The organism is Pseudomonas sp. MS15a(2019), assembly GCF_013277805.1.
Classification (GTDB): domain Bacteria; phylum Pseudomonadota; class Gammaproteobacteria; order Pseudomonadales; family Pseudomonadaceae; genus Chryseomonas; species Chryseomonas benzopyrenica.
In genome coordinates, this window is the sequence record NZ_VBTN01000002.1 from 111,498 (window position 1) to 131,983 (window position 20,486).

Annotated in this window: 13 protein-coding genes; 6 read left to right on the top strand and 7 right to left on the bottom strand. The window is 67.7% G+C overall.

Annotation, left to right across the window (positions count from 1 at the left end; translation table 11 throughout):
* Window positions 1-14: 14 nt before the first annotated feature.
* The 7 genes from FEZ61_RS02790 to FEZ61_RS02820 form a co-directional block, all read right to left on the bottom strand.
* On the bottom strand, window positions 15-449 hold the full coding sequence (locus tag FEZ61_RS02790; RefSeq protein ID WP_017639996.1) for an NUDIX hydrolase: 435 nt from the start codon (window positions 447-449) through the stop codon (window positions 15-17).
* Window positions 449-1,459: an AI-2E family transporter gene (locus FEZ61_RS02795; RefSeq protein WP_064308407.1), complete on the bottom strand. Its 1,011-nt coding sequence runs from the start codon at window positions 1,457-1,459 to the stop codon at window positions 449-451. The genes FEZ61_RS02790 and FEZ61_RS02795 overlap by 1 nt, the downstream gene beginning before the upstream one ends.
* A 131-nt stretch (window positions 1,460-1,590) precedes the next feature.
* Window positions 1,591-2,532, bottom strand: a complete 942-nt coding sequence (locus FEZ61_RS02800) for a diguanylate cyclase (RefSeq protein WP_173147113.1) — start codon at window positions 2,530-2,532, stop codon at window positions 1,591-1,593.
* Complete coding sequence (locus FEZ61_RS02805) at window positions 2,529-7,385, bottom strand: PAS domain S-box protein (RefSeq protein ID WP_173147115.1); 4,857 nt, start codon at window positions 7,383-7,385, stop codon at window positions 2,529-2,531. Before FEZ61_RS02805 ends, FEZ61_RS02800 begins: the two co-directional genes overlap by 4 nt.
* Window positions 7,386-7,728: 343 nt before the next feature.
* Window positions 7,729-9,618 carry a methyl-accepting chemotaxis protein gene (locus tag FEZ61_RS02810; RefSeq protein ID WP_173147117.1) on the bottom strand — a complete coding sequence of 630 codons (1,890 nt, stop codon included), beginning with the start codon at window positions 9,616-9,618 and terminating at the stop codon, window positions 7,729-7,731.
* Between the two features lie 121 nt (window positions 9,619-9,739).
* A complete protein-coding gene (locus tag FEZ61_RS02815) occupies window positions 9,740-11,632 on the bottom strand; it encodes a methyl-accepting chemotaxis protein (RefSeq protein ID WP_173147119.1) in 1,893 nt (630 codons plus the stop codon).
* A gap of 182 nt (window positions 11,633-11,814) precedes the next feature.
* A complete protein-coding gene (locus tag FEZ61_RS02820; RefSeq protein WP_017642977.1) occupies window positions 11,815-12,765 on the bottom strand; it encodes an AEC family transporter in 951 nt (316 codons plus the stop codon).
* Between the two features lie 324 nt (window positions 12,766-13,089).
* Between FEZ61_RS02820 and FEZ61_RS02825 the strand changes: the two genes are divergently transcribed.
* The 6 genes from FEZ61_RS02825 to pqqD all read left to right on the top strand — a co-directional run bounded on the left by FEZ61_RS02825 (window position 13,090) and on the right by pqqD (window position 20,483).
* Window positions 13,090-15,522 carry a glucose/quinate/shikimate family membrane-bound PQQ-dependent dehydrogenase gene (locus tag FEZ61_RS02825; RefSeq protein ID WP_173147123.1) on the top strand — a complete coding sequence of 811 codons (2,433 nt, stop codon included), beginning with the start codon at window positions 13,090-13,092 and terminating at the stop codon, window positions 15,520-15,522.
* A 315-nt stretch (window positions 15,523-15,837) separates the two neighbouring features.
* Window positions 15,838-18,234: a pyrroloquinoline quinone biosynthesis protein PqqF gene (gene pqqF, locus FEZ61_RS02830; protein WP_173147125.1), complete on the top strand. Its 2,397-nt coding sequence runs from the start codon at window positions 15,838-15,840 to the stop codon at window positions 18,232-18,234.
* Between the two features lie 183 nt (window positions 18,235-18,417).
* Window positions 18,418-18,489, top strand: coding sequence for a pyrroloquinoline quinone precursor peptide PqqA (gene pqqA, locus FEZ61_RS02835; RefSeq protein WP_003243383.1), 72 nt, complete (start codon window positions 18,418-18,420; stop codon window positions 18,487-18,489).
* A gap of 55 nt (window positions 18,490-18,544) precedes the next feature.
* A complete protein-coding gene (pqqB, locus tag FEZ61_RS02840; protein WP_093257221.1) occupies window positions 18,545-19,456 on the top strand; it encodes a pyrroloquinoline quinone biosynthesis protein PqqB in 912 nt (303 codons plus the stop codon).
* Between the two features lie 5 nt (window positions 19,457-19,461).
* Window positions 19,462-20,211, top strand: coding sequence for a pyrroloquinoline-quinone synthase PqqC (gene pqqC / locus FEZ61_RS02845; protein ID WP_059316953.1), 750 nt, complete (start codon window positions 19,462-19,464; stop codon window positions 20,209-20,211).
* Window positions 20,208-20,483 carry a pyrroloquinoline quinone biosynthesis peptide chaperone PqqD gene (gene pqqD, locus FEZ61_RS02850; protein WP_017642972.1) on the top strand — a complete coding sequence of 92 codons (276 nt, stop codon included), beginning with the start codon at window positions 20,208-20,210 and terminating at the stop codon, window positions 20,481-20,483. Before pqqC ends, pqqD begins: the two co-directional genes overlap by 4 nt.
* Window positions 20,484-20,486 lie beyond the last annotated feature (3 nt).

Genomic DNA, 20,486 nt, shown 5'->3' on the forward strand with positions numbered 1-20,486 from the left:
GAGCGGCAAAGGCCTCAGGTAGCGCTGGTGACAAGCTCCAGCAGGCCTTCGGGGACCAGTCGGCAGGTGTCGTCAAAGGAATCGAGCGAGCGCCAGGTGGCCATGAAAGCTTCACCATCGCTCTCTTGGCCGGGCAGCTCGGTCTGCGCATAGAGCTGCCGATCGGCAAATTCGGCCAGGTAGACCAGCACCACCTCGTGACCCGGCCGTCCCGCGTAGCTGAACAGCGATTCCAGGGTGCCCAGCAGCCTCAACTCGGCCAGCTCGACGCCCAGCTCTTCGCGGATCTCGCGATGCACGGCCGCCTGGCTGGTTTCGCCGAACTCCACGCCACCGCCCAGGGGCCGGCAGAAACTTCGGCCATCGTGCGGATCCTGCGTCTCACGCACCAGGATGCGGTTGCCCTGACGCAGGACACAGAGCGCCAGGACGCGGATCTGGCCGTTCATCACACCAGCCCTTCCGCCTTCAACTCGCTCTTGAGATAGGCGTAATACACCGGCGCCGCCACCAGCCCCGGCAGGCCGAAGGCCGCCTCGAACACCAGCATGGCCACCAGCAACTCCCAGGAACGGGCGCTGATCTGGCCGCCGACGATGCGAGCGTTGAGGAAGTATTCCAGCTTGTGGATGGCGATCAGGTAGCCCAGCGCCGCCACCGCGACCCAGATCGACAGCGACAGGCCGGCGATGAAGATCAGGGTGTTGGACATCAGGTTGCCGATCACCGGCAGCAGACCGAGGATGAAGGTGAGGATCACCAGGGTCTTGGCCAGCGGCAAATGGACGTCGAACAGCGGCAGCACCCCGAGCAGGAAGATGCCGGTCAGGGTGGTGTTGAGCAGGGAGATCTTGATCTGGGCGAAGACGATGTTGCGAAAGGCCTGGGCCACCAGGCCGAGCCGCACCAGCAGCGCGCCGGACAGCGGGCGCAGGCGCTCGGGATCAGGGGTGGGCTGCAGGGCGACGATGGCGCCGAGGATCATGCCGATCAGCACGATGACGAAGGTCCGCGCCGCATCCCGACCGAACAGCTGCAGTTGCGCCACATGGGCGCGCACCCACTCCACCAGCTCCTGCTTCATGCTGTCGGCGTTGGCTGGCAGGTAGGCGTCCAGCGAGGGTGGCAGCTGGGCGCGGGCACGCTCGGTAAGCACCATGAACTTGTCCAGCAGCCGCCCGGGGTTCTGGACTTCCTGGATGATGAAGCTGGTGAACCAGACGAAGAACAGCGTCAGCAGGCTCACCACCAGGGCGCCGAGCAGGGCCACGGCGAGCCAGCGCGCGCCGCCGCCGGGCATTTGCCGCTGCAGGCGCCCGGCCAGGGTGTTGACCAGTTCGTACACCAGCAGGCCGGCCAGCAGGCTGGGCAGGAGCTTGAGCGGGAGAACCAGATAGAGCGCGGTGAAGACGATGATCCAGCTGGCCAAGATGGCCTGGCGTTGCGTGAAGGCGTACATAGATTACCGGCGGCAGAATCCCTGCCCGCAGTCTGACAGTCTGCCGCCTCGCCGCCCAGCCTGGACAGCGAAGAAAGCCCGGACCTCTGTTACCCGGCATTACCCGGGCGGGCGTTTTTCAATCCACCTTCCTAGCCGGCCAGTTCCGCGGCGCAGACCTGCGCGCGGCCCTGGTGCTTGGCCGCATAGAGCTGCGCATCGGCGGCGGTGATCAGGGCGGCCGGATCGACGGCGGTCGGCGGTAGCGCGGTGGCCACCCCCAGGCTCAGGGTGACGTAGCCGGTCACCGAGGAATAGCCGTGGGTCAGACGTCGGTCGCGGACCTGCTGCAGCAGCCGCTCGGCGACCTGGCTGGCCCCCTCCAGATCGGTGCCCGGCAGCAGGCAGCCGAATTCCTCGCCGCCGTAGCGCGCCAGCAGGTCGTAGGGGCGGAACAGGCCCTGGCCCAGCGCCTGGGCGACCTGACGCAGGCACTGGTCGCCGGCCAGGTGGCCATAGTGGTCGTTGTAGGCCTTGAAGTGATCGATATCCATGAGGATCAGCGAAAACGGCGTGCCTTCTCGCTGGCTCAGGCGCCAGCCGCGAAGCAGCGCCTCGTCGAACTGACGCCGGTTGGCGACGCCGGTGAGGCCATCGACCAGGGCGATGCTGCGCAGGGCGTCACGTTGCGCCTTGAGGGTCAGCTGGGTGCGCACCCGGGCGCGGACGATGACCGGATTGATCGGCTTGCTGATGAAGTCCACCGCGCCCAGCTCCAGACCGGTCACCTCTTCGTCCGGGCCCTCCTGGCCGGTGACGAAAATCACCGGGATGGCGGCGGTGGCCGGATCGGCCTGCAGCCGGCGCAAGACCTCGTGGCCGTCGAGCTGGGGCATCATCACGTCGAGCAGGATCAGGTCGGGCTGCTGGGCCAGGGCCAACTGCAAGGCCTGGGCGCCGCTGGTGGCCATCAGGGTCTCGCAATCCTGGCGAAAGAGTTCGTGGAGGATGCGGATGTTCAGCGGTTGGTCGTCGACGATCAGCAACTTGGGCTTGCTGCGCCGCCCGGCGGCCTCGGCGGTCGGCGGTGTCATAGGGCTTCCTTCAGATCCGGCAGGGTGGTGAGCGCCGCGGCGAAGTCGAGGGTCTCGACCTGGGCGCGCAAGAGGTCGTAGCGCACCTGGGCCTCGGCGCGGCAGTGCACCGGCAGCTCGGCGACCAGGTCCAGGGCGTCGAGGCTGCCCTGGCTGAGCAGCTGTTCGAGTTCGTCCAGCCGGGCGGGCCAGTCGACCTGGGTGTCAGTGTCAGGGTCGGTGTCCGCGTCGGTACGCACCGGCGGCGGCCGGATGTCAGCCAGGGCGACGCGCAACTCGGCCAGGGCCTCGTCGAGCAGCTGTCGCAGAGTCGCCACTTCCATCGCCACCTCCGTGGGCACGCCCGCCCCGGCCTTGCCGGCGCGTTCGCCCTCGGCGGCGCGCGCGGCCAGGCGCTGGGCACCCATGGTGCCGGCGCTGCCCTTGAGGGAGTGTAGTACGGCGATCGCGGCTTCGCTGTCGGCGGTATGCCAGGCCCGGGCGAGGGATTCCAGCAGACCGGCGGAGTCCTCGGCGAAGCGTTCCAGCAGCGAGCCGAACAGCCGGGCATCGCCACCGAAGCGACGCAGGACGATGCTCAGGGGTTCCACCTGGCGATCCTCGGCGACCGGCGCGGACGTGGGCGCGGCGTTCACCTCCTGCCCGGTCAGGCGCTGCAGGCGGGCGACCAGCAATTCCAGGTCGATGGGCTTGCCGATATGGTCGTCCATGCCGGCGGCCAGGCAGGCGTCGCGGTCGGTGTGGGAGGCATTGGCGGTCATTGCCAGGATCGGTAGGGTGCGGAAGCGACCGTCGGCGCGGATGCGCCGGGTGGCTTCCAGACCATCGATGTCAGGCATCTGCATATCCATGATGACCACGTCCAGCGGCGCGCCGGAGAGCACCCGCTCGACGCCTTCCAGCCCGCCCTCCGCCAGCTCCACCTGGGCGCCCTGGGCCAGCAACAGCTCGGCGGCCACCTGACGGTTGAGGGCATTGTCTTCCACCACCAGCAGGCGCAGCCCGGCCAGGCGACGACTTTCGTCGACCACCGCGGCGGCGTGCACGCCAGCCGGGATCTCGGCGCCCAGGGCGCGCTCCACCACCTCGACGATCTGCGCCGGGGTCACCGGCTTGGTCAGGTAGTCATCGAAGGGAGCGTCGGCGCTCTGCTGGGTTTCGGTGAGGAAGTCGCGGCCGAAGCCGGTGAGCATGATGACCTTGGGTCGATTGGCCTGCTGGTGCTCGCGCAGTTGCCGGGCCGTGGCCAGGCCATCGCCGTCGGGCATGCGCCAGTCCATGAGCACCGCCTCATAGGGCTGCACCTGCTGTTGGGCCTGGGCGACCTGCGCCAGGGCGGCGGCGCCGCTGGTGACCAGATCCACCTGCCAGCCAAGGGCCGCCAGGGTCTCCACCAGCACCTCGCCGACCAGGATGTTGTCGTCGGCCAGCAGCACCCGGCGACGGACCGGCGCCAGCTGGGCCTCGCCCTGGCTGTCCACCGCCAGGGTGGCATCGAACCAGAAGCGGCTGCCCACTCCCAATTCGCTTTCCACCTGCAACTGGCCATCCATCAGCTCCACCAGGCGCTTGCAGATGGCCAGGCCCAGCCCGGTGCCGCCAAAGCGCCGGCTGATCGAAGCCTCGGCCTGGGTGAAGCCCTGGAACAGCTGCTCCTGCTGGGCCGGGCTGATGCCGATGCCGGTGTCCCGCACCGAGAATTCCAGGCGCAGCTGGCCGTCCACGCGGGACAGCTGGCGCACGCTGACCAGTACCTGCCCCGCCTCGGTGAACTTGAGGGCGTTGCCGGCCAGGTTGATGAGGATCTGTTGCAGCCGCAGGCTGTCGCCGATCAGGGCGGTGGGCAACCCGGCGTCGAGGTGATAGTTGATCTCGACGTTCTTCTCGCCGCTGTTGCCGGAGAGCACCACGCCCAGGTTGCGCAGCACCTGCTCCAGGCTGAAGGGGTGCACATCCAGCTGCAGCTTGCCCGCCTCGATCTTGGAATAGTCCAGCACGTCGTTGAGCAGCCCCAGCAGCGAGCGCGCCGCCTGCTGGGCCTTGGTCAGGTAGTCGTCCTGACGAGCGTTCAGCGTGGTGCGCTGCAGCAACTGCAGCATGCCCAGCACGGCATTCATCGGCGTGCGGATCTCGTGGCTCATGTTGGCCAGGAAGGACGATTTGGCCTGGCTGGCCAGGTCGGCGCGGGTGCGTTCCTCGCGCAACCGGTTCTCCAGTTCCAGCTGTTCGGTGATGTCGCGGTTGATGCCCACCACCCGCAGCACGCGCCCGCGCGGATCGCGCTCGGTGCGGGCACCGGCGATGATGTGCCGCAGCGAGCCGTCCTGACGACGCACCCGGAACACCGGATCGAACACCGCGCGGCCGGCCATGGCGGCGCCCAGGCGCTCTTCGGCGCTGACCAGGTCGTCGGCGTGCACACGGTCGCGCCAGTCGTTGTAGGTGATGCCGTTGGCGCGCTGGGCCTCGGTCCATTCGTAGAGCTCGAACATCCGCTCGTTACACTGCACCTGGCCGGTATCGGGCTGCCAGCACCAGATGCCCAGCTGGGCGACGTCGGCGGCCATGGTCAACTGGTCGCGGGCCTGCAGCAGCGCCTGGCGCTGGCGGCTCTGCTCGGTGATGTCGGCGATGATGGCCACCGCCAGGCGCTCGCCGTCGGTCCACATCACCCCCAGGCTCAGGGTCATGGGGAAGACGCTGCCGTCCGCGCGACGGCCTTCCATCTCCTGCCCCTGCGGACCGGCCTGGTCGTCGGGGATTTCCTGCGGACAGCTGAACAGCGCCTCGTAGCCGGCCAGATAGCCGGGGATCAGGCGGCGGATGGGTTGGCCGACCACCTCGTCGGCGCGATAGCCGAAGATGCGTTCGCCGGCCGGGTTGAAGGAGCGCACCAGGCCATGGCTGTCCACGGTAACGATGGGACTGACCGCGGTATCCAGGATCGCCCGGGTCAGGGCCAGGCTGGCGGCCAGCTCCTGTTCGGCGGCCTTGCGTTCGGTGACGTCCGAGGCGATGCCCAGGTAGCCGCTGATCTGGCCGGCGGCATCGCGCATGGTGGTCACCACCAGGCTGACGTCGCGGTGTTCGCCGTCGCGGCGGACAAAGGTCCACTCCCGGGCGTCGGCACCGGCGCGCTCGGAGCGCTCCACCAGCACCCGGAAACCGGCGACCGGCAGGCCGTACTCGGCTTCCAGGGCCGCACCCCGGGTCGCCAGCTCGTCCGGCAGATGGAAGTCGCTGGCCTGCCAGAGTCCCACCACCTCGGCGGCGCGATAGCCGAGCAGCCGCTCGGCGCCTTCGTTGAACAGGGTGATGCGACCGGCGCGGTCGGTGGCGATGATGCCCACCTCGGAGGCCGCGCGCAGCACGTCGCCGAGCAGGCGATTGGTCTGGCTGAGTTCGGCGGTGCGCTGGGCCACTTGCTCTTCCAGTCGGGCATTGAGGGCCAGGATCTCAGCCTGGGCGGCCTTTTGCAGCGAGATGTCGCGCACCGTCTTGGAAGCGCCGACCACCCGGCCGTCACGACCGCGCATGGGCGAGACGCTGACGAGGACGTCGATCAGGTGACCGTCGCGGTGCTGACGACGGGTCTCGAAGTGCGGCACCGGCTCGCCGCGGCCGATGCGCGCGAGCACCGACCACTCCTCGTGCTCAAGCTCCGTGGGCACCACCAGGTCGAGCAGGCGCTGGCCCACGGCTTCGCTGGCACGGTAGCCGAACAGCTCTTCCGCGGCGTGGTTCCAGCTCAGCACCACGCCCTGGAGGTCCTTGCTGATGATGCCGTCGGAGGAGCTTTCCACCACCGCGGTGAGGTTGGCCTGATCCTGCTGGTACTGGCGGCGCCGCTGGCGGGTGGTGAACAGCGCGAAGGTCAGGCCGGCGGCCAGCAGGCTGACCAGCTTGCCGACCAGATGCACCAGAGGTATCGAGACCAGGTTGAGGCCGGCGATGAAGGCCGGGGTAGCGGTAAACGCCATCTGCCAGCGCCGCCCATAGACATCACGGGTGGCGCTCACTTCCGAGAGTCCCTCGGCGACCGGCTCCCGGGTATCGCCGCGGGTATAGAACAGCGTGGGCCGCGCCGGCTCGGTCACGTCGGTCAGGCGGATCAGCAGACCTGGGATATCCAGGCGCAGGCTGCCGAACAGTTCCTCGATGCTCAGGGGCACATAGGACCAGCCGAGGGTAGCGGCCTCGCGGCGCGCCGAGTCCTTGGGCAGCAGGCCGTCACGGTAGATGGGCAGCATCAGCAGCAAGCCGCGCTCGGGCGGTTGATAGGCCTGTAACTCCACAGGCCCCGACAGGTGCATGCTACCCCGCTGCATGGCCAGCACCGCCGTCTCGCGGCGTACCGGCTCAGACGCCGCATCCATGCCGACGGCACGCTGGTTGAGCGCCACCGGCTCGACGTACTGGACGACGAATCTGTCGCCGCCATGGGGCGCGAAACTGCGAATGGCGAAATCCGGCCAGCCATCGGCGCGCGCTTCGTGGACGAAGCGCTCTTCGTCGTCGACGGGAACCCGGCGGATGAAGCCTATGCCACGGGCCCCGCGAAACTCCTGGTTCAGGTCGTGGGTACGACCGTAGTGCTCCAGCAGTTCCCGCGACAGCCCCGCGCCGGCCACCACGATGACGTCACGCATGCCGCTCAGGCTGTACTCATAAACCCGCAGCCGCTCGGCGATCTGCTCGCGCACGTCGGTCGCCGCCGCGTTGAGGGCCGTCTGTACCTGTCGCTCGTTGCGCTCGGTCAGATGGCGCATGGTCAGGCTGGTCAGCAGGACGCCGAACAGAAAGACGCCGAGACTCCAGCGTACGCGAGAGGATTTGCACAGCCTGCTGAACATGAAGCCCCTGGTGGCAAAGGGTGCCACGCCGTAGGTTAGGCGGTGCCAGGCCGGGCCGGCGCCGTGCTGGACGCGGGCCGCTAGCAGACCTGGCGGTAACGCTTAGCCCATCGGCGGGAAAAAAGACTTTCTTGATGCCATAGATCGCCGGCCTGGCGGGACCCCAGCGGCGAAGGCGCTAAAAACAGCAGACCAGAGCGAGTTCGCGCGCTAATTAGTTTTACTTTTTCTGACGAATGGCAGGCGGACCACGGCGTTCACGCGCGCGTTGCTGACCTGCTGGACAACAAAAAGGGAGAGCCAACCTGAGGTCAGCTCTCCCTTTCGAGGGTTGCCGCGAGGGCTAGATGCGGAAGCCGCCCACCAGCCGCTGCAGGCGACCGGCCTCGGCTTCCAGCGCGGTGCAGGCCGTCAGGGTCGCCTGAAGGTTGTCGACGCCCTGCTGGTTCAGCAGGTTGATCTCGCTGATGTCCATGTTCAGGGTCTCCACCACCGAGGTCTGTTCCTCGGTCGCCGTTGCGACGGACTGATTCTGGCCGTCGATCTCGCCGATGCGCTCGGTCACGCTGCCCAGCCGCTCGCCGGCGCTCTTGGCCACCTGCATGCTGTGGGCGCTCTGCCGCTGGCTTTCCTGCATCAGGGCCACGGCGTCGCGCGAGCCGGTCTGCAGCTCTTCGATCATCTGCTGGATCTGCTGCGCCGAGCTCTGGGTACGGCTGGCCAGGGAGCGCACCTCGTCGGCCACCACGGCGAAGCCACGCCCGGCCTCACCGGCCCGCGCCGCCTCGATGGCGGCATTGAGCGCCAGCAGGTTGGTCTGCTCGGAGATGCCGCGGATGACTTCGAGGATCTGGCCGATGTTGGCGGTCTTGCCGTTGAGGGCTTCGATGTGTTCGCAACTGGTGCCGATCTTGCTCGACAGCGCCTGCATGGCGTGCAGGGCTTCGTCGAGCACCTCGCGACCCTCCTCGCCCTGGGCGCGGGCCGTGCTGGCCTCGCCCGAGGCGTGGGCGGCGTTGCGGGCGATCTCCTGGGCGGCGGCGCCCAACTCGTTGATCGCCGCGGCCACGCTGGTGGTGCGCTGGGCCTGGATATCGGACTGTTGCATGGACGACTGCGAGGCCTCCAGCACCCGGCGGGTACTCTGATTCAGCTCGCCAGTGGTCTGGGCCACATCGCGGATCGAGGTATGGATCCGCGCCACGAACTTGTTGAAGGCCTCGGCCAGGGCGCCGAATTCGTCGCGAGCCTGTACTGGCAGGCGACGGGTCAGATCGCCCTCGCCTTCGGCGATGTCCGCCATGGCGCGGGTCAGGTCGTGCAGCGGGCGCAAGAGCACGCGAATCAGCAGGCCCAGCAGCAGGATGATGGCGACCACCGCCACCAGGGTGGCGACGATGGCCAGGTTGCGCGCCTGGGTCACCGGGGCATAGGCCTTGGCCTGGTCGATGGACAGGCCTAGGTACCACTTGACCGAGGGCAGGCCATTGACCGGGGTGAAGCTCACCAGGCGGTCGCTGCCATTCTGGGTGACGGCATGCAGGCCCGACTGCAGGGACGGCGTCTGCTCGGGGAAGACGTCCTTGAGGGTCTTGAGCACCTGCTCGGGATGGCTGCTGACCAGAATCTTGCCGTCGCCGTCGACCAGGAAGGCTTCGCCGAGGCCGCCGACGTTGAGCGAGGTGATGATCTCCACCAGCGCCGAGAGGTTGAGGTCGCCGGCCACCACACCGGCCAGCTGGCCGTCGCGCTGCAGCGGGGTGGCGATGGTCACGCCCAGTTGGCCGGAAGAGGCGAAGATATAGGGCGGGGTCAGCACCGTGGTGCCGGCGGCGGTGGCGGCCGCGTACCAGGGCCGCTTGCGCGGATCGTAGCCGGCCGGCAGGGTGCGCAGCGGTCGGGTGGTGTAGGTGCCGTCGACTTCGCCCAGGTAGGTGGAATCGAAGTTGCCGGTATAGATCTTCTGATCCAGCAGGCCCACCAGCCCCTCGGGCGAGCGGTCGCGTGCCAGGGTCTGGGCCTCGCCTTCGATGAGCTTGACCCGGGCATCCAGCCAATAGGCGATGTTGCCGGCGGTGACCCGGCCGGTTTCCGCGAGGTTGGCACTCAGGCTCTGGTCGATGGCCTGTCGTTGCAGATAGGCATTGAAACCGGCGGAAGCGGCCAGCGCGGTGGTGATGATCAGCGCCGCGACCAGGAGGATCTTGTGGCTGAATTTCAGGTGTCGCTTCATACAGGTCTGCGTCCGTAGCGAGGGGGAGCCATGCCGTGTGCGAGGCATGGCCTATCGCCCTCGTTATCGGGTATCAATCAGACTACTTGAGCGTAGCGGCGATACCTTTTTACCTTCCCCTCTAGATCCGGAAGCCGCCCACCAGTCGCTGCAGGCGACCGGCCTCGGCTTCCAGGGCGGTGCAGGCCGCCAGAGTGGCCTGAAGGTTGTCGACGCCCTGCTGGTTCAGCAGGTTGATCTCGCTGATGTCCATGTTCAGGGTCTCCACCACCGAGGTCTGTTCCTCGGTCGCGGTGGCCACCGACTGATTCTGACCGTCGATCTCGCCGATGCGCTCGGTCACGCTGCCCAGGCGCTCGCCGGCGCTCTTGGCCACCTGCATGCTGTGGGCGCTCTGCCGCTGGCTTTCCTGCATCAGCGCCACGGCGTCGCGCGAGCCGGTCTGCAGCTCTTCGATCATCTGCTGGATCTGCTGCGCCGAGCTCTGGGTGCGGCTGGCCAGGGAGCGCACCTCGTCGGCCACCACGGCGAAGCCACGCCCGGCTTCACCAGCCCGCGCCGCCTCGATGGCGGCGTTGAGCGCCAGCAGGTTGGTCTGCTCGGAGATGCCGCGGATGACTTCGAGGATCTGGCCGATGTTGGCGGTCTTGCCGTTGAGGGCTTCGATGTGTTCGCAACTGGTGCCGATCTTGGCCGACAGCGCCTGCATGGCGTGCAGGGCTTCGTCGAGTACCTCGCGACCCTCCTCGCCCTGGGCGCGGGCCGTGCTGGCCTCGCCCGAGGCGTGGGCGGCGTTACGGGCGATCTCCTGGGCGGCGGCGCCCAGCTCGTTGATCGCCGCGGCCACGCTGGTGGTGCGCTGGGCCTGGATATCGGACTGTTGCATGGACGACTGCGAGGCCTCCAGCACCCGGCGGGTACTCTGATTCAGCTCGCCGGTGGTCTGGGCCACATCGCGGATCGAGGTATGGATCCGCGCCACGAACTTGTTGAAGGCCTCGGCCAGGGCGCCGAACTCATCGCGGGATTGCACCGGCAGCCGGCGGGTCAGGTCACCCTCGCCTTCGGCGATGTCGTCCATGGCGCGGGTCAGGTCGTGCAACGGGCGCAGCAGAACGCGAATCAGCAGGCCCAGCAGCAGGATGATGGCGACCACCGCCACCAGGGTGGCGACGATGGCCAGGTTGCGCGCCTGGGTCACCGGGGCATAGGCCTTGGCCTGGTCGATGGACAGCGCCAGGTACCACTTGACCGAGGGCAGGCCCGCGACCGGGGTAAAGCTCACCAGCCGCTCGCTGCCGCCCTGCAGGACGTGGTGGAAGCCCGGGGCCAGGCTCGGGGTCTGCTCGGGGAAGACGTCCTTGAGGGATTTCAGCACCTGGTCGGCGTGGCTGCTGACCAGGATCTTGCCGTCGCCGTCCACCAGGAAGGCCTCGCCCAGGCCACCGGCGTCCAGCGAGGTGATCATCTTCATCAGGCTGTCCATCACCAGGTCACCGGCTACCACGCCGATCAGCTTGCCGTTCTGCAGGACCGGCGCGGCGATGGTGATGCACAGGAAGCTCTGCGGCGGTGCGGTGAGATAGGGCTCGGTGAGGATGGGGCCACCGGCGCTGACCGCGGCCTTGTACCAGTCGCGCTGGCGAGCGTCGTAGCCGGCCTCCATGGGGGTATGGGGGCGGTCGGTAAAGGTGCCGTCGACCTCACCCAGGTAGGTGGAATCGAAGTTGCTCGTGTAGAGCTTCTGTTCGAGCAGGCCTGCGACATTGGCCGGGCTGCTGTCGCGGCTGAGCGCCTGGGCCTGGCTGTCGATCAGCTTGACCCGCGCATCCAGCCAGTAGGCGATGTTGCCGGCGGTGATGCGGCCGATCTCGCCCAGGGAGGCTTCGAGACTTTGAGTGATGGCCTGGCGCTGCAGATAGGCGTTGAAACTGGCGAAACCGGCCAGGGCGATGGTCACCACGAGGGCAGCCGCCAGCAGGATCTTGTGGCTGAATTGGAGCGAGCGTTTCATGGATACCACGCGAAAGGCTTAGGGAAGGGCAGCCGCGCTCCTCGCACATGCTGATTGCGATAATTATCTGGAGGGCAAACCGACCTGGGACGGTCGAGAACGCACTATTACGGTAAAATCTGACTGTTAGCTGGCACCAGCCGATAAACGCTCTCACAACGCCGATGCCCGGCCAGCACGCCCTACAGCAGGCTGAATCCTTTCAGTAGCAGCAGGCCCAGATTGGTGGTCAGCATCCCGCCCAGGGTACTGATCACCACGATGGTGGCCGCCAGCTGGGCATTGCTACCGGCGGCGCGGGCCATGACGAAACTCGAGGCGGCCGTCGGGCAGCCCAGGTAGAGGAAGAGGATGCCCAGCGCCGGCCCCTGGATGCCCAGCGCCAGGGCGCCCAGCACGCCCAGCAGCGGAATCCAGACGATCTTCCACAAGCTGGCACCCACCGCCAGGCCACTGCTTTCGCGCAGCGAGGCCAGCGACAGGGTGGCGCCGATGCACATCAGCGCCAGCGGCAGGGTGAGCCCGGCGAAATAGCGCGCCGAGGTGTCCAACCAGCGTGGCAGCTGCCACTGGAAATAGGCGAAGGGAATCGCCACCAGGATGCCGATGATCAGCGGGTTGCCGAGGATGCTGCGCAGCAGGGTGCGCCAGTTGGCCTCCAGCTGCGGACTGTAGAGCGCCAGCACGATGGTCGAGAGCACGTTGTAGAAGAGGATGACCATGCCGGCCATGATCCCGCCCACCGACAGACCGTAGTCGCCGTACTGGGTGGCCGCGAGGGCCAGGCCGACGATACCGCAGTTGCCGCGGAAGGCGCCTTGCACGTAGACCCCGCGATCGGCATGAGGGCAGCGCCAGATCGCCCAGCCCCAGGCAGCGAGAAAGCTCACCACCGTGGCCAGGGCGAAGTAGCCCAGCAGCAGCGGTTGCAGGGCTTCGCCGAGGTCGGCCTTGAGGATGCCGAGAAACAGCAGGGTCGGCATGGTGGCGCGAAACACCAGGGCGGACGAGGTATTGATGAAGGCGGTATCGATCCAGTTCAGCCGCTTGAGCACACAGCCGAGCAGCACCAGGGCGAAGACCGGGGCGGTGACGTCGAAGGTCGCCTGGACCAGGGCAAGCACGTCGGACATGGCAGAATGCATCGCGGAAACGGCTCGCGATGGTAGCAGGCACGGCGCGCCACGGGTCCCTTCCTTCCGTCATCGCGAAGTGACATCAATCAATGCTTAGCTTACTATCTACCCGCCCGATTCAGACGACGCCCCCGATCCATCCCTCGCTTCGCCTCAGCGCGACCGCTCTAGCCTCCTGCCAAGGAAGCCGGCGAAGGGGTGGAACAATAAGACAGACAACAGGTTCAGACGTAGCAGACGACAGATCCGCATGCGGTTCCGATTTGCGATGTCGTCGATCGAGTCGAAGTCTCTTTTCACGATTGCATTGCGAGCGCTGCCATGACTGTCACTTCCAACGCGAGACCGGGAGGCCTGCCTGCCAGGTTACTCGGCATCCTGTTCATGCTCCTGGGCCTGGGCCTCTTGGGGCTGGGCATCAAACTGGCCACCCTCGGGGGCTCCCTGTACTACCTCGGCGGCGGCGTGCTGCTCGCCTTGAGCGGTTACCTGCTGTGCATCCGGCGGGCCAGCGGGGTCTGGGTCTATGCCTTCTTCCTGGTGGTCTCCACCGCCTGGGCCGTACTGGAAGTCCAGTTCGACTGGTGGCAACTGGTACCGCGCCTGGCGCTCTGGTTCGTCCTTGGCCTGGTCCTGCTGATCCCGGTGTTCCGCCGTCCGCTGGACAGCCGTAGCGGCGGCCTGCCACTGGTCGGCTCGCTGGTGATCGCGGCGGTCGTCGCCCTGGTCGCCCAGTTCGTCAACTACAACCGTCTGGACGGTGACCTGGGCCGCGACACCGCCGGCACCGAAAGCGCCGCCCCGACCGCCGCCGATGGCGACTGGCCGTCCTATGGCCGCACCGCCTTCGGTGATCGCTACTCGCCGCTCAAGCAGATCGACGTCAACAACGTGAAGAATCTGGAGCCCGTCTGGACCTTCCGTACCGGCGACATCCCCGGCCCGAACGATCCCCAGGAGACCACCGCGGAAAACACCCCGCTCAAGGTCAACGGCATGCTCTATGTCTGCACGCCGCACAGCCAGGTGATCGCCGTGGACCCCGACAGCGGCAAGGAAATCTGGCGCTTCGATCCCAAGCTGAGCACCCAGCACGCCGACAGCTTCAAGGGCTGGGCGCACATGACCTGCCGCGGCGTGGCCTACCACGACGACGCCACCTACGCCGGCACCACCACCGCGGGCCAGAGCCCGGCCACCGGCAGTGCCGTCCCGGTCGATGAGCAGAGCACCCCGGCCGCCAGCAGTTGCCCGCGGCGCCTGTTCCTGCCCACCGCCGACACCCGCCTGATCGCCATCAACGCCGACACCGGCAAGGTGTGCAGCGACTTCGGCGATAACGGCCAGGTCGATCTGACCGCCAACATGGGCAGCTTCACGCCCGGCGGCTACTACTCCACCTCGCCGCCGGCGGTGACCCGCAACCTGGTGATCATCGGTGGCCACGTCACCGACAACGTCTCCACCGACGAGCCGTCCGGCGTGATCCGCGCCTACGACGTGCACACCGGCAAGCTGGTGTGGAACTGGGACAGCGGCAACCCGGACGCCACCGCGCCCATCGCCGCTGACGGCATCTATACCCGCAACTCGCCCAACATGTGGTCGATGATGGCGGTCGACGAGAAGGTCGGCATGGTCTATCTGCCCATGGGCAACCAGATGCCCGACCAGTGGGGCGGCAACCGTACCCCGGCGTCCGAGAAGTACAGCGCCGGCGTGGTCGCCCTCGACATCGCCACCGGCAAGGTGCGCTGGAACTATCAGTTCACCCACCATGACCTCTGGGACATGGACGTGGGCGGTCAGCCGACCCTGGTGGACATCAAGACCGCAGGCGGCGTGAAACCCGCACTGATGGCCTCGACCAAGCAGGGCAGCATCTATGTGCTGGACCGCACCAATGGTCAACCCATCTACCCGATCACCGAAACCCCGGTGCCCCAAGGCGCGGTGGAAGGCGATCGCACCTCGCCGACCCAGCCGGTCTCCTCGATCAACCTGGCCGCGCCGACCCTCAAGGAAAGCGACATGTGGGGCGGTACGCCCTTCGACCAGGCGCTGTGCCGCATCGCCTTCCGCGAGCACCGCTACGAGGGCATCTACACCCCGCCGTCCACCCAGGGCTCGATCGTCTATCCGGGTAACTTCGGCGTGTTCGACTGGGGCGGTATCTCGGTCGATCCGGTGCGCCAGATCGCCTTCCTCAACCCCAGCTACATGGCCTTCACCTCCAAGCTGGTCCCCCGTGAAGAGATCGCCAATCAGCCGGCGCGCAAGAGCGAGACCGAAGGCATCCAGCCCAACAAGGGCGCGCCCTACGGCGTGATCCTGTCGGCCTTCCTGTCGCCCCTGGGCCTGCCCTGCCAGGCACCTGCCTGGGGCTATGTGGCCGGTCTCGACCTGACCACCGGCAAGCTGGTCTACAAGCACAAGAACGGCACCGTGCGCGACAACTCGCCGGTTCCGCTGCCCCTGCCCATGGGCGTGCCCAGCCTGGGCGGCACCGTCACCACCGCCGGTGGCGTGGCCTTCCTGAGCGGCACCCTGGACCAATACCTGCGCGCCTATGACGTGAAGAACGGCAAGGAACTGTGGAAAGGCCGCCTGCCGGCCGGTGGCCAGACCACCCCCATGACCTACACCGGCAAGGACGGTCGCCAGTATGTGCTGGTCTACGCTGGCGGCCATGGCTCGCTGGGTACCAAGCAGGGTGACTATGTGATGGCCTTCGCCCTGCCCGAGAAGAAGTAAGGGCGCTCGCGCCCGAACTCCCCTCTCCTCCGGGAGAGGGTCCGGGGCGAGGATGCTTCGAGCACTTTGACATCCTGTTGGAACCCCCCTCGCCCCACCCCGAAATCCCGGCCTGGCCGGGATTTTTTTCGCCTGGGTTTTTCTTTCTATGAAAAGAGCCCCCTGGCACCTAAGGCTCGGCGGAAAAGGCTGCGCTGTTCTCCACGCTACCGGGTCAAGACCGTGCCTCGAACGCTCCCTCTCCCCCTGGGAGAGGGCTGGGGTGAGGGCAAACCCCGCTCCATCCCGTCCACCCGACTCGGTTAAGCTACCCCCATGCCCAGCTCCCCGCCCCACCACCGCCGCCTGCGCCTGGCCAACGGCCTGGCCGTCGCCCTGCTGCACGATCCCGAGCTGCCCCAGGCCGCTGCCCTGGTGCGCATCGGCGCCGGCAGTCACCAGGCGCCGCGGGCCTATCCGGGGCTGGCGCACTTTCTCGAACACCTGTTCTTTCTCGGCAGCCGCCGCTATCCGGCGGCGGACGGCCTGATGCCGCTGGTGCAGCGTCTAGGCGGCGAACTCAACGCCAGCACCCGCGAGACCACCACCGACTTCTTCTTCGCCCTGGCGCCCGAACACCTGGCCGCCGGCCTCGCTCGCCTGCTGGACATGCTCGCCGCACCGCTGCTGGCAGCGGACGCCCAGCGCCGCGAGCGCGAGGTGTTGCACGCCGAATTCATCGCCTGGTCGCGCAGCGCCGATACCCGCCGCGACCTGGCCCTGGCAGCCGGATTGCCCACGGACCATCCAGCCGCCGGCTTCCATGCCGGCAACCGATACAGCCTGCCGCTGCAAAGCCCTGCCTTCCAGAGGGCGCTGCGCGACTTCCAGCGCCAGCAGTACTGCGCGGAGAACGCCCTGCTGGTGCTGGCCGGGCCGCAATCGCTGGCCGAACTGGCAGAGCTTGCCCGCGAGCACGGTGCCCTGCTGCCCTCCGGTCCTGCACCCAGCAACGCAATGCCTCGATCACTCCCGGCCACAGGCGAACACTGGCAGACCAGCAGCGCCTCGCCGCCAATGCTGGCCCTGCAATTCGCCCTCGACGACCTGCCGCCTGGCAGCTGGGAAGCGGTGGAGCTGCTGGAAGCCCTGCTGCTGGGCGACCATCCCGGCGGTCTGCCCGTGACCCTGCGCCAGGCGGGCTTGGCCGAACGCCTGAGCCTCGCCTGGCCCTATCGCCAGGCACGCCAGGGCCTGTTCCGGCTGGATCTCTCGCCCGGGGCCCAGGCCAGCCCCAACGATCTGACCGGCGCCCTGTTCACCTGGCTGGCTGCCCTGCGCCAGACGCCCCTGGCTGCCTTGCAGCAGGGCCATGCCGAACGCGTCCAACGCCAATGGGCCACCCTGCCCGCCCTGGCGCGGGTGCGGCGCCTGGGCGAACGCCTCTGGCTGGATCGGCAGGGAAACACCTGGCCACAACCGGTCCTCTCGGCTGCCGCCCAGGCGGCCTGGCCACGGCTACTCGCCCAGCTGCTGCCGGAACGGCTCACTGGCTTCGCCGCTGGCTTGGCCAATCCACCGAGCGTGCCGGCCCCCGTGGCCACCACCTTTGCCCTGCCCCCGCCCAATCCGCTGCTCGCTGACCCAGGCACTCCAGGTACTCTGGCTACGCAACCCTGGCCAATCAGCCCCGCCCTCGCGCCCCAGCAGCGCGAAGGCCTGCTGTTCCTGGGCTGGCGGTGGCCGGGGCCGGGGCCGGTACCGGTCGCGCCTGACGCCCAGGTGCTGGGCGCGTTACCGCGGCTGGCCGCCGAGGCGGGCGTGAGCCTACGTTGGAGTCCACCTGGGGCACCCTGGGAATTGCGGCTGCAGGGCTGGGCCGCGGCGCTGCCGGCGGTGCTGGAGCAGGTGCTCGACAGGCTGGTGGCAGAGCTGGATAACATCGGACCGGCATCGGTGGTACCACCCGAACCCATGCTGATCCGCCAGTTGCTCAAGGTCCTGCCCGAGCGACTGCCGAACGGCATGGCTTTAACCGTCAGTGAAGGCGGACCGCGCTGGCAAGCCCTGGCCTGCGGCCTGCCCAAGGCGACGCAGGCATCCCTGGCCGCCGTCACCCCGCCGCCTCGGCCCCAGGCAGGGCCGCTGGGCGAGTCGCACAGCTTCACCGGTCGCCACTGGCACCCCGAACCCAGCGCCGACGCCCAGCAAGCGTTGCTGCTGTTCTGTCCGCAACCCGATGCGCGCCCCACCACCGAAGCCGCCTGGCGGCTGCTGGCGGCGCGCCTGCAGGGACCGCTGTTCCAGCGCCTGCGTAGCGAGCGGCAACTGGGCTATGCGGTGTTTTCCGCCTATCGCCAGCTGGGCGATCAGAGCGGCCTCTTGATCGGTGTCCAGTCGCCCCATGCTCGGGCGGCGGAGATCCTGGCGGAAATCGAGAGCGGTTTGGCTGACAGCCTGGCCGCCATACAGGCCGAGTCCGCGACGCTGGCGCAAGACATCCGCCAGCTGGTACGCGACTTCAGCCCCGCCACCACTCAACGCGCCGCTCTGGCCGAGCGCCTCTGGTGGGGCTTCCAGCGCAGCGGTGCGCTGGATCTCGCGCCCTTGCAAGCAGCCCTGGCCGCCCTGGACGACAAGGCCCTGCAGCAGGCCTGGCAGCAGCTCACCGCCGCCGAGGCGCCGCGCTTCGTCCTGGCCAATGCCGCCACGCCATCTGGCTGGATGTCATAGCTTTCAACACTTTCCCGGGAGCGTGGGCCGCTGCTGGCGGTCAATCTGTTGCAGGATCGGTAAGACAGTTATGTCCGCCGGACCGCCGGCGATTCGTCGCGGCAAAAACCCTTAGCTAGGTAACATTTGTTAAACTCAGCGACCGGATCCATCCGGCTTTCGCAGTCAAAGAGGAGACCTCCCATGTGGACCAAGCCTGCCTACACTGACCTGCGCATCGGCTTCGAAGTCACCATGTACTTCGCCAACCGTTGATGCGCCCCACGCCCCGGTCCGCCGGGGCGTACTTTTTTCAGGTTCGACCTTTCCCATGCATATCCAGATTCTCGGCTCCGCCGCCGGCGGCGGCTTTCCCCAGTGGAACTGCAATTGCCCCAATTGCGACGGCTTCCGCAAGGGCACCCTCAGGGCCCAGGCCCGCACCCAGTCTTCCATCGCCCTGTCCGACGACGGGGTGAACTGGATCCTGTGCAACGCCTCGCCCGACATCCGCGCCCAGCTCGCCAGCTTCGCCCCGTTGCAGCCGGCGCGGGCGCTGCGCGACACCGGTATCCGCGCCATCGTCCTGCTGGACAGCCAGATCGACCATACCACCGGGCTGCTCAGCCTGCGCGAGGGCTGCCCCCATGAGGTGTGGTGCACCGACATGGTCCACCAGGACCTCACCACCGGCTTTCCGCTGTTCAACATGCTCCAGCACTGGAACGGCGGGCTCAGCTGGCAGCCCATCGCCCTGAGCGGCAGCTTCACCATCCCGGCCTGCCCGAACCTGGAATTCACGCCCTTCCCGCTGCGCAGCGCCGCGCCGCCGTATTCGCCCCATCGCCACGATCCGCACCCGGGCGACAACCTGGGGCTGCTGGTCCATGACAGACACACCGGCGGCAAACTGTTCTATGCCCCGGGCCTCGGTCAGCCGGACGCGGCCCTGCTGGAGCTGATGGGCCAGGCCGATTGCCTGCTGGTGGACGGCACCCTCTGGACCGACGACGAGATGCAGCGTCGCGGCGTGGGCACCCGTACCGGCACCGAGATGGGCCACCTGCCGCAGAGCGGTCCCGGCGGCATGCTGGAGGTGCTGGCCGGCTTCGAGCGCCAGCGCAAGGTGCTGATCCACATCAACAACACCAATCCGATCCTGGACGAAGACTCCCCCGAGCGCGCCATCGTCGCGCGCCAGGGCGTGGAAGTCGCCTGGGACGGGATGTCCATCGAGTTGTGAACGCCATGCCCAACGCCCTCACGCCCGCCGAATTCGAAGCCGCCCTGCGCGCCAAGGGCGACCTCTACCATATCCACCACCCCTATCACGTGGCCATGTACCAGGGTCGCGCCAGTCGCGAGCAGATCCAGGGCTGGGTAGCCAATCGCTTCTACTACCAGGTCAACATACCGCTCAAGGACGCCGCCATCCTGGCCAACTGCCCGGACCGCGAGATCCGCCGGGAGTGGGTGCAGCGCATCCTCGACCACGACGGCGAGCCCGGCAGCGAAGGCGGCATCGAGGCCTGGCTGCGCCTGGCCGAGGCCACCGGCCTGGATCGCGAGCAGGTGCTCTCCCAGGAACTGGTGCTGCCCGGGGTACGCTTCGCGGTGGATGCCTACGTCAACTTCGCCCGTCGCGCCTCCTGGCAGGAAGCCGCCAGCAGCTCCCTGACCGAGCTGTTCGCGCCGCAGATCCACCAGTCGCGGCTGGACGCCTGGCCGACCCACTACCCCTGGATCGATCCGGCCGGCTACGAGTACTTCCGTACCCGCCTGGGTCAGGCCCGCCGCGACGTCGAACACGGCCTGCAGATCACTCTGCAGCACTACACCACCTGGGAATCCCAGCAGCGCATGCTGGAGATCCTGCAGTTCAAGCTGGACATCCTCTGGAGCATGCTCGACGCCATGAGCATGGCCTACGAACTGCACCGCCCGCCCTATCACAGCGTCACCAGCGAGCGCCGCTGGCACCGAGGAATCGACCTATGAGCTTCGACCGCACCCAGGTGCCGCGCTGGCGTCCCGGCTACCGCTTCCAGTTCGAGCCGGCGCAGGACGCCCATGTGCTGCTCTATCCCGAGGGCATGATCAAGCTCAACGACAGCGCCGCCGCCATCGGCGGGCTGATCGACGGCCAGCGTGACGTGGCCGCCATCATCGCCGCGCTCGACGAACGCTTCCCCGGCGTGCCCGAACTGGGTGCGGACGTCGAACAATTCATGGAGGTCGCTCGTGCAGAGCACTGGCTCCTGCTCGGCTAAGCC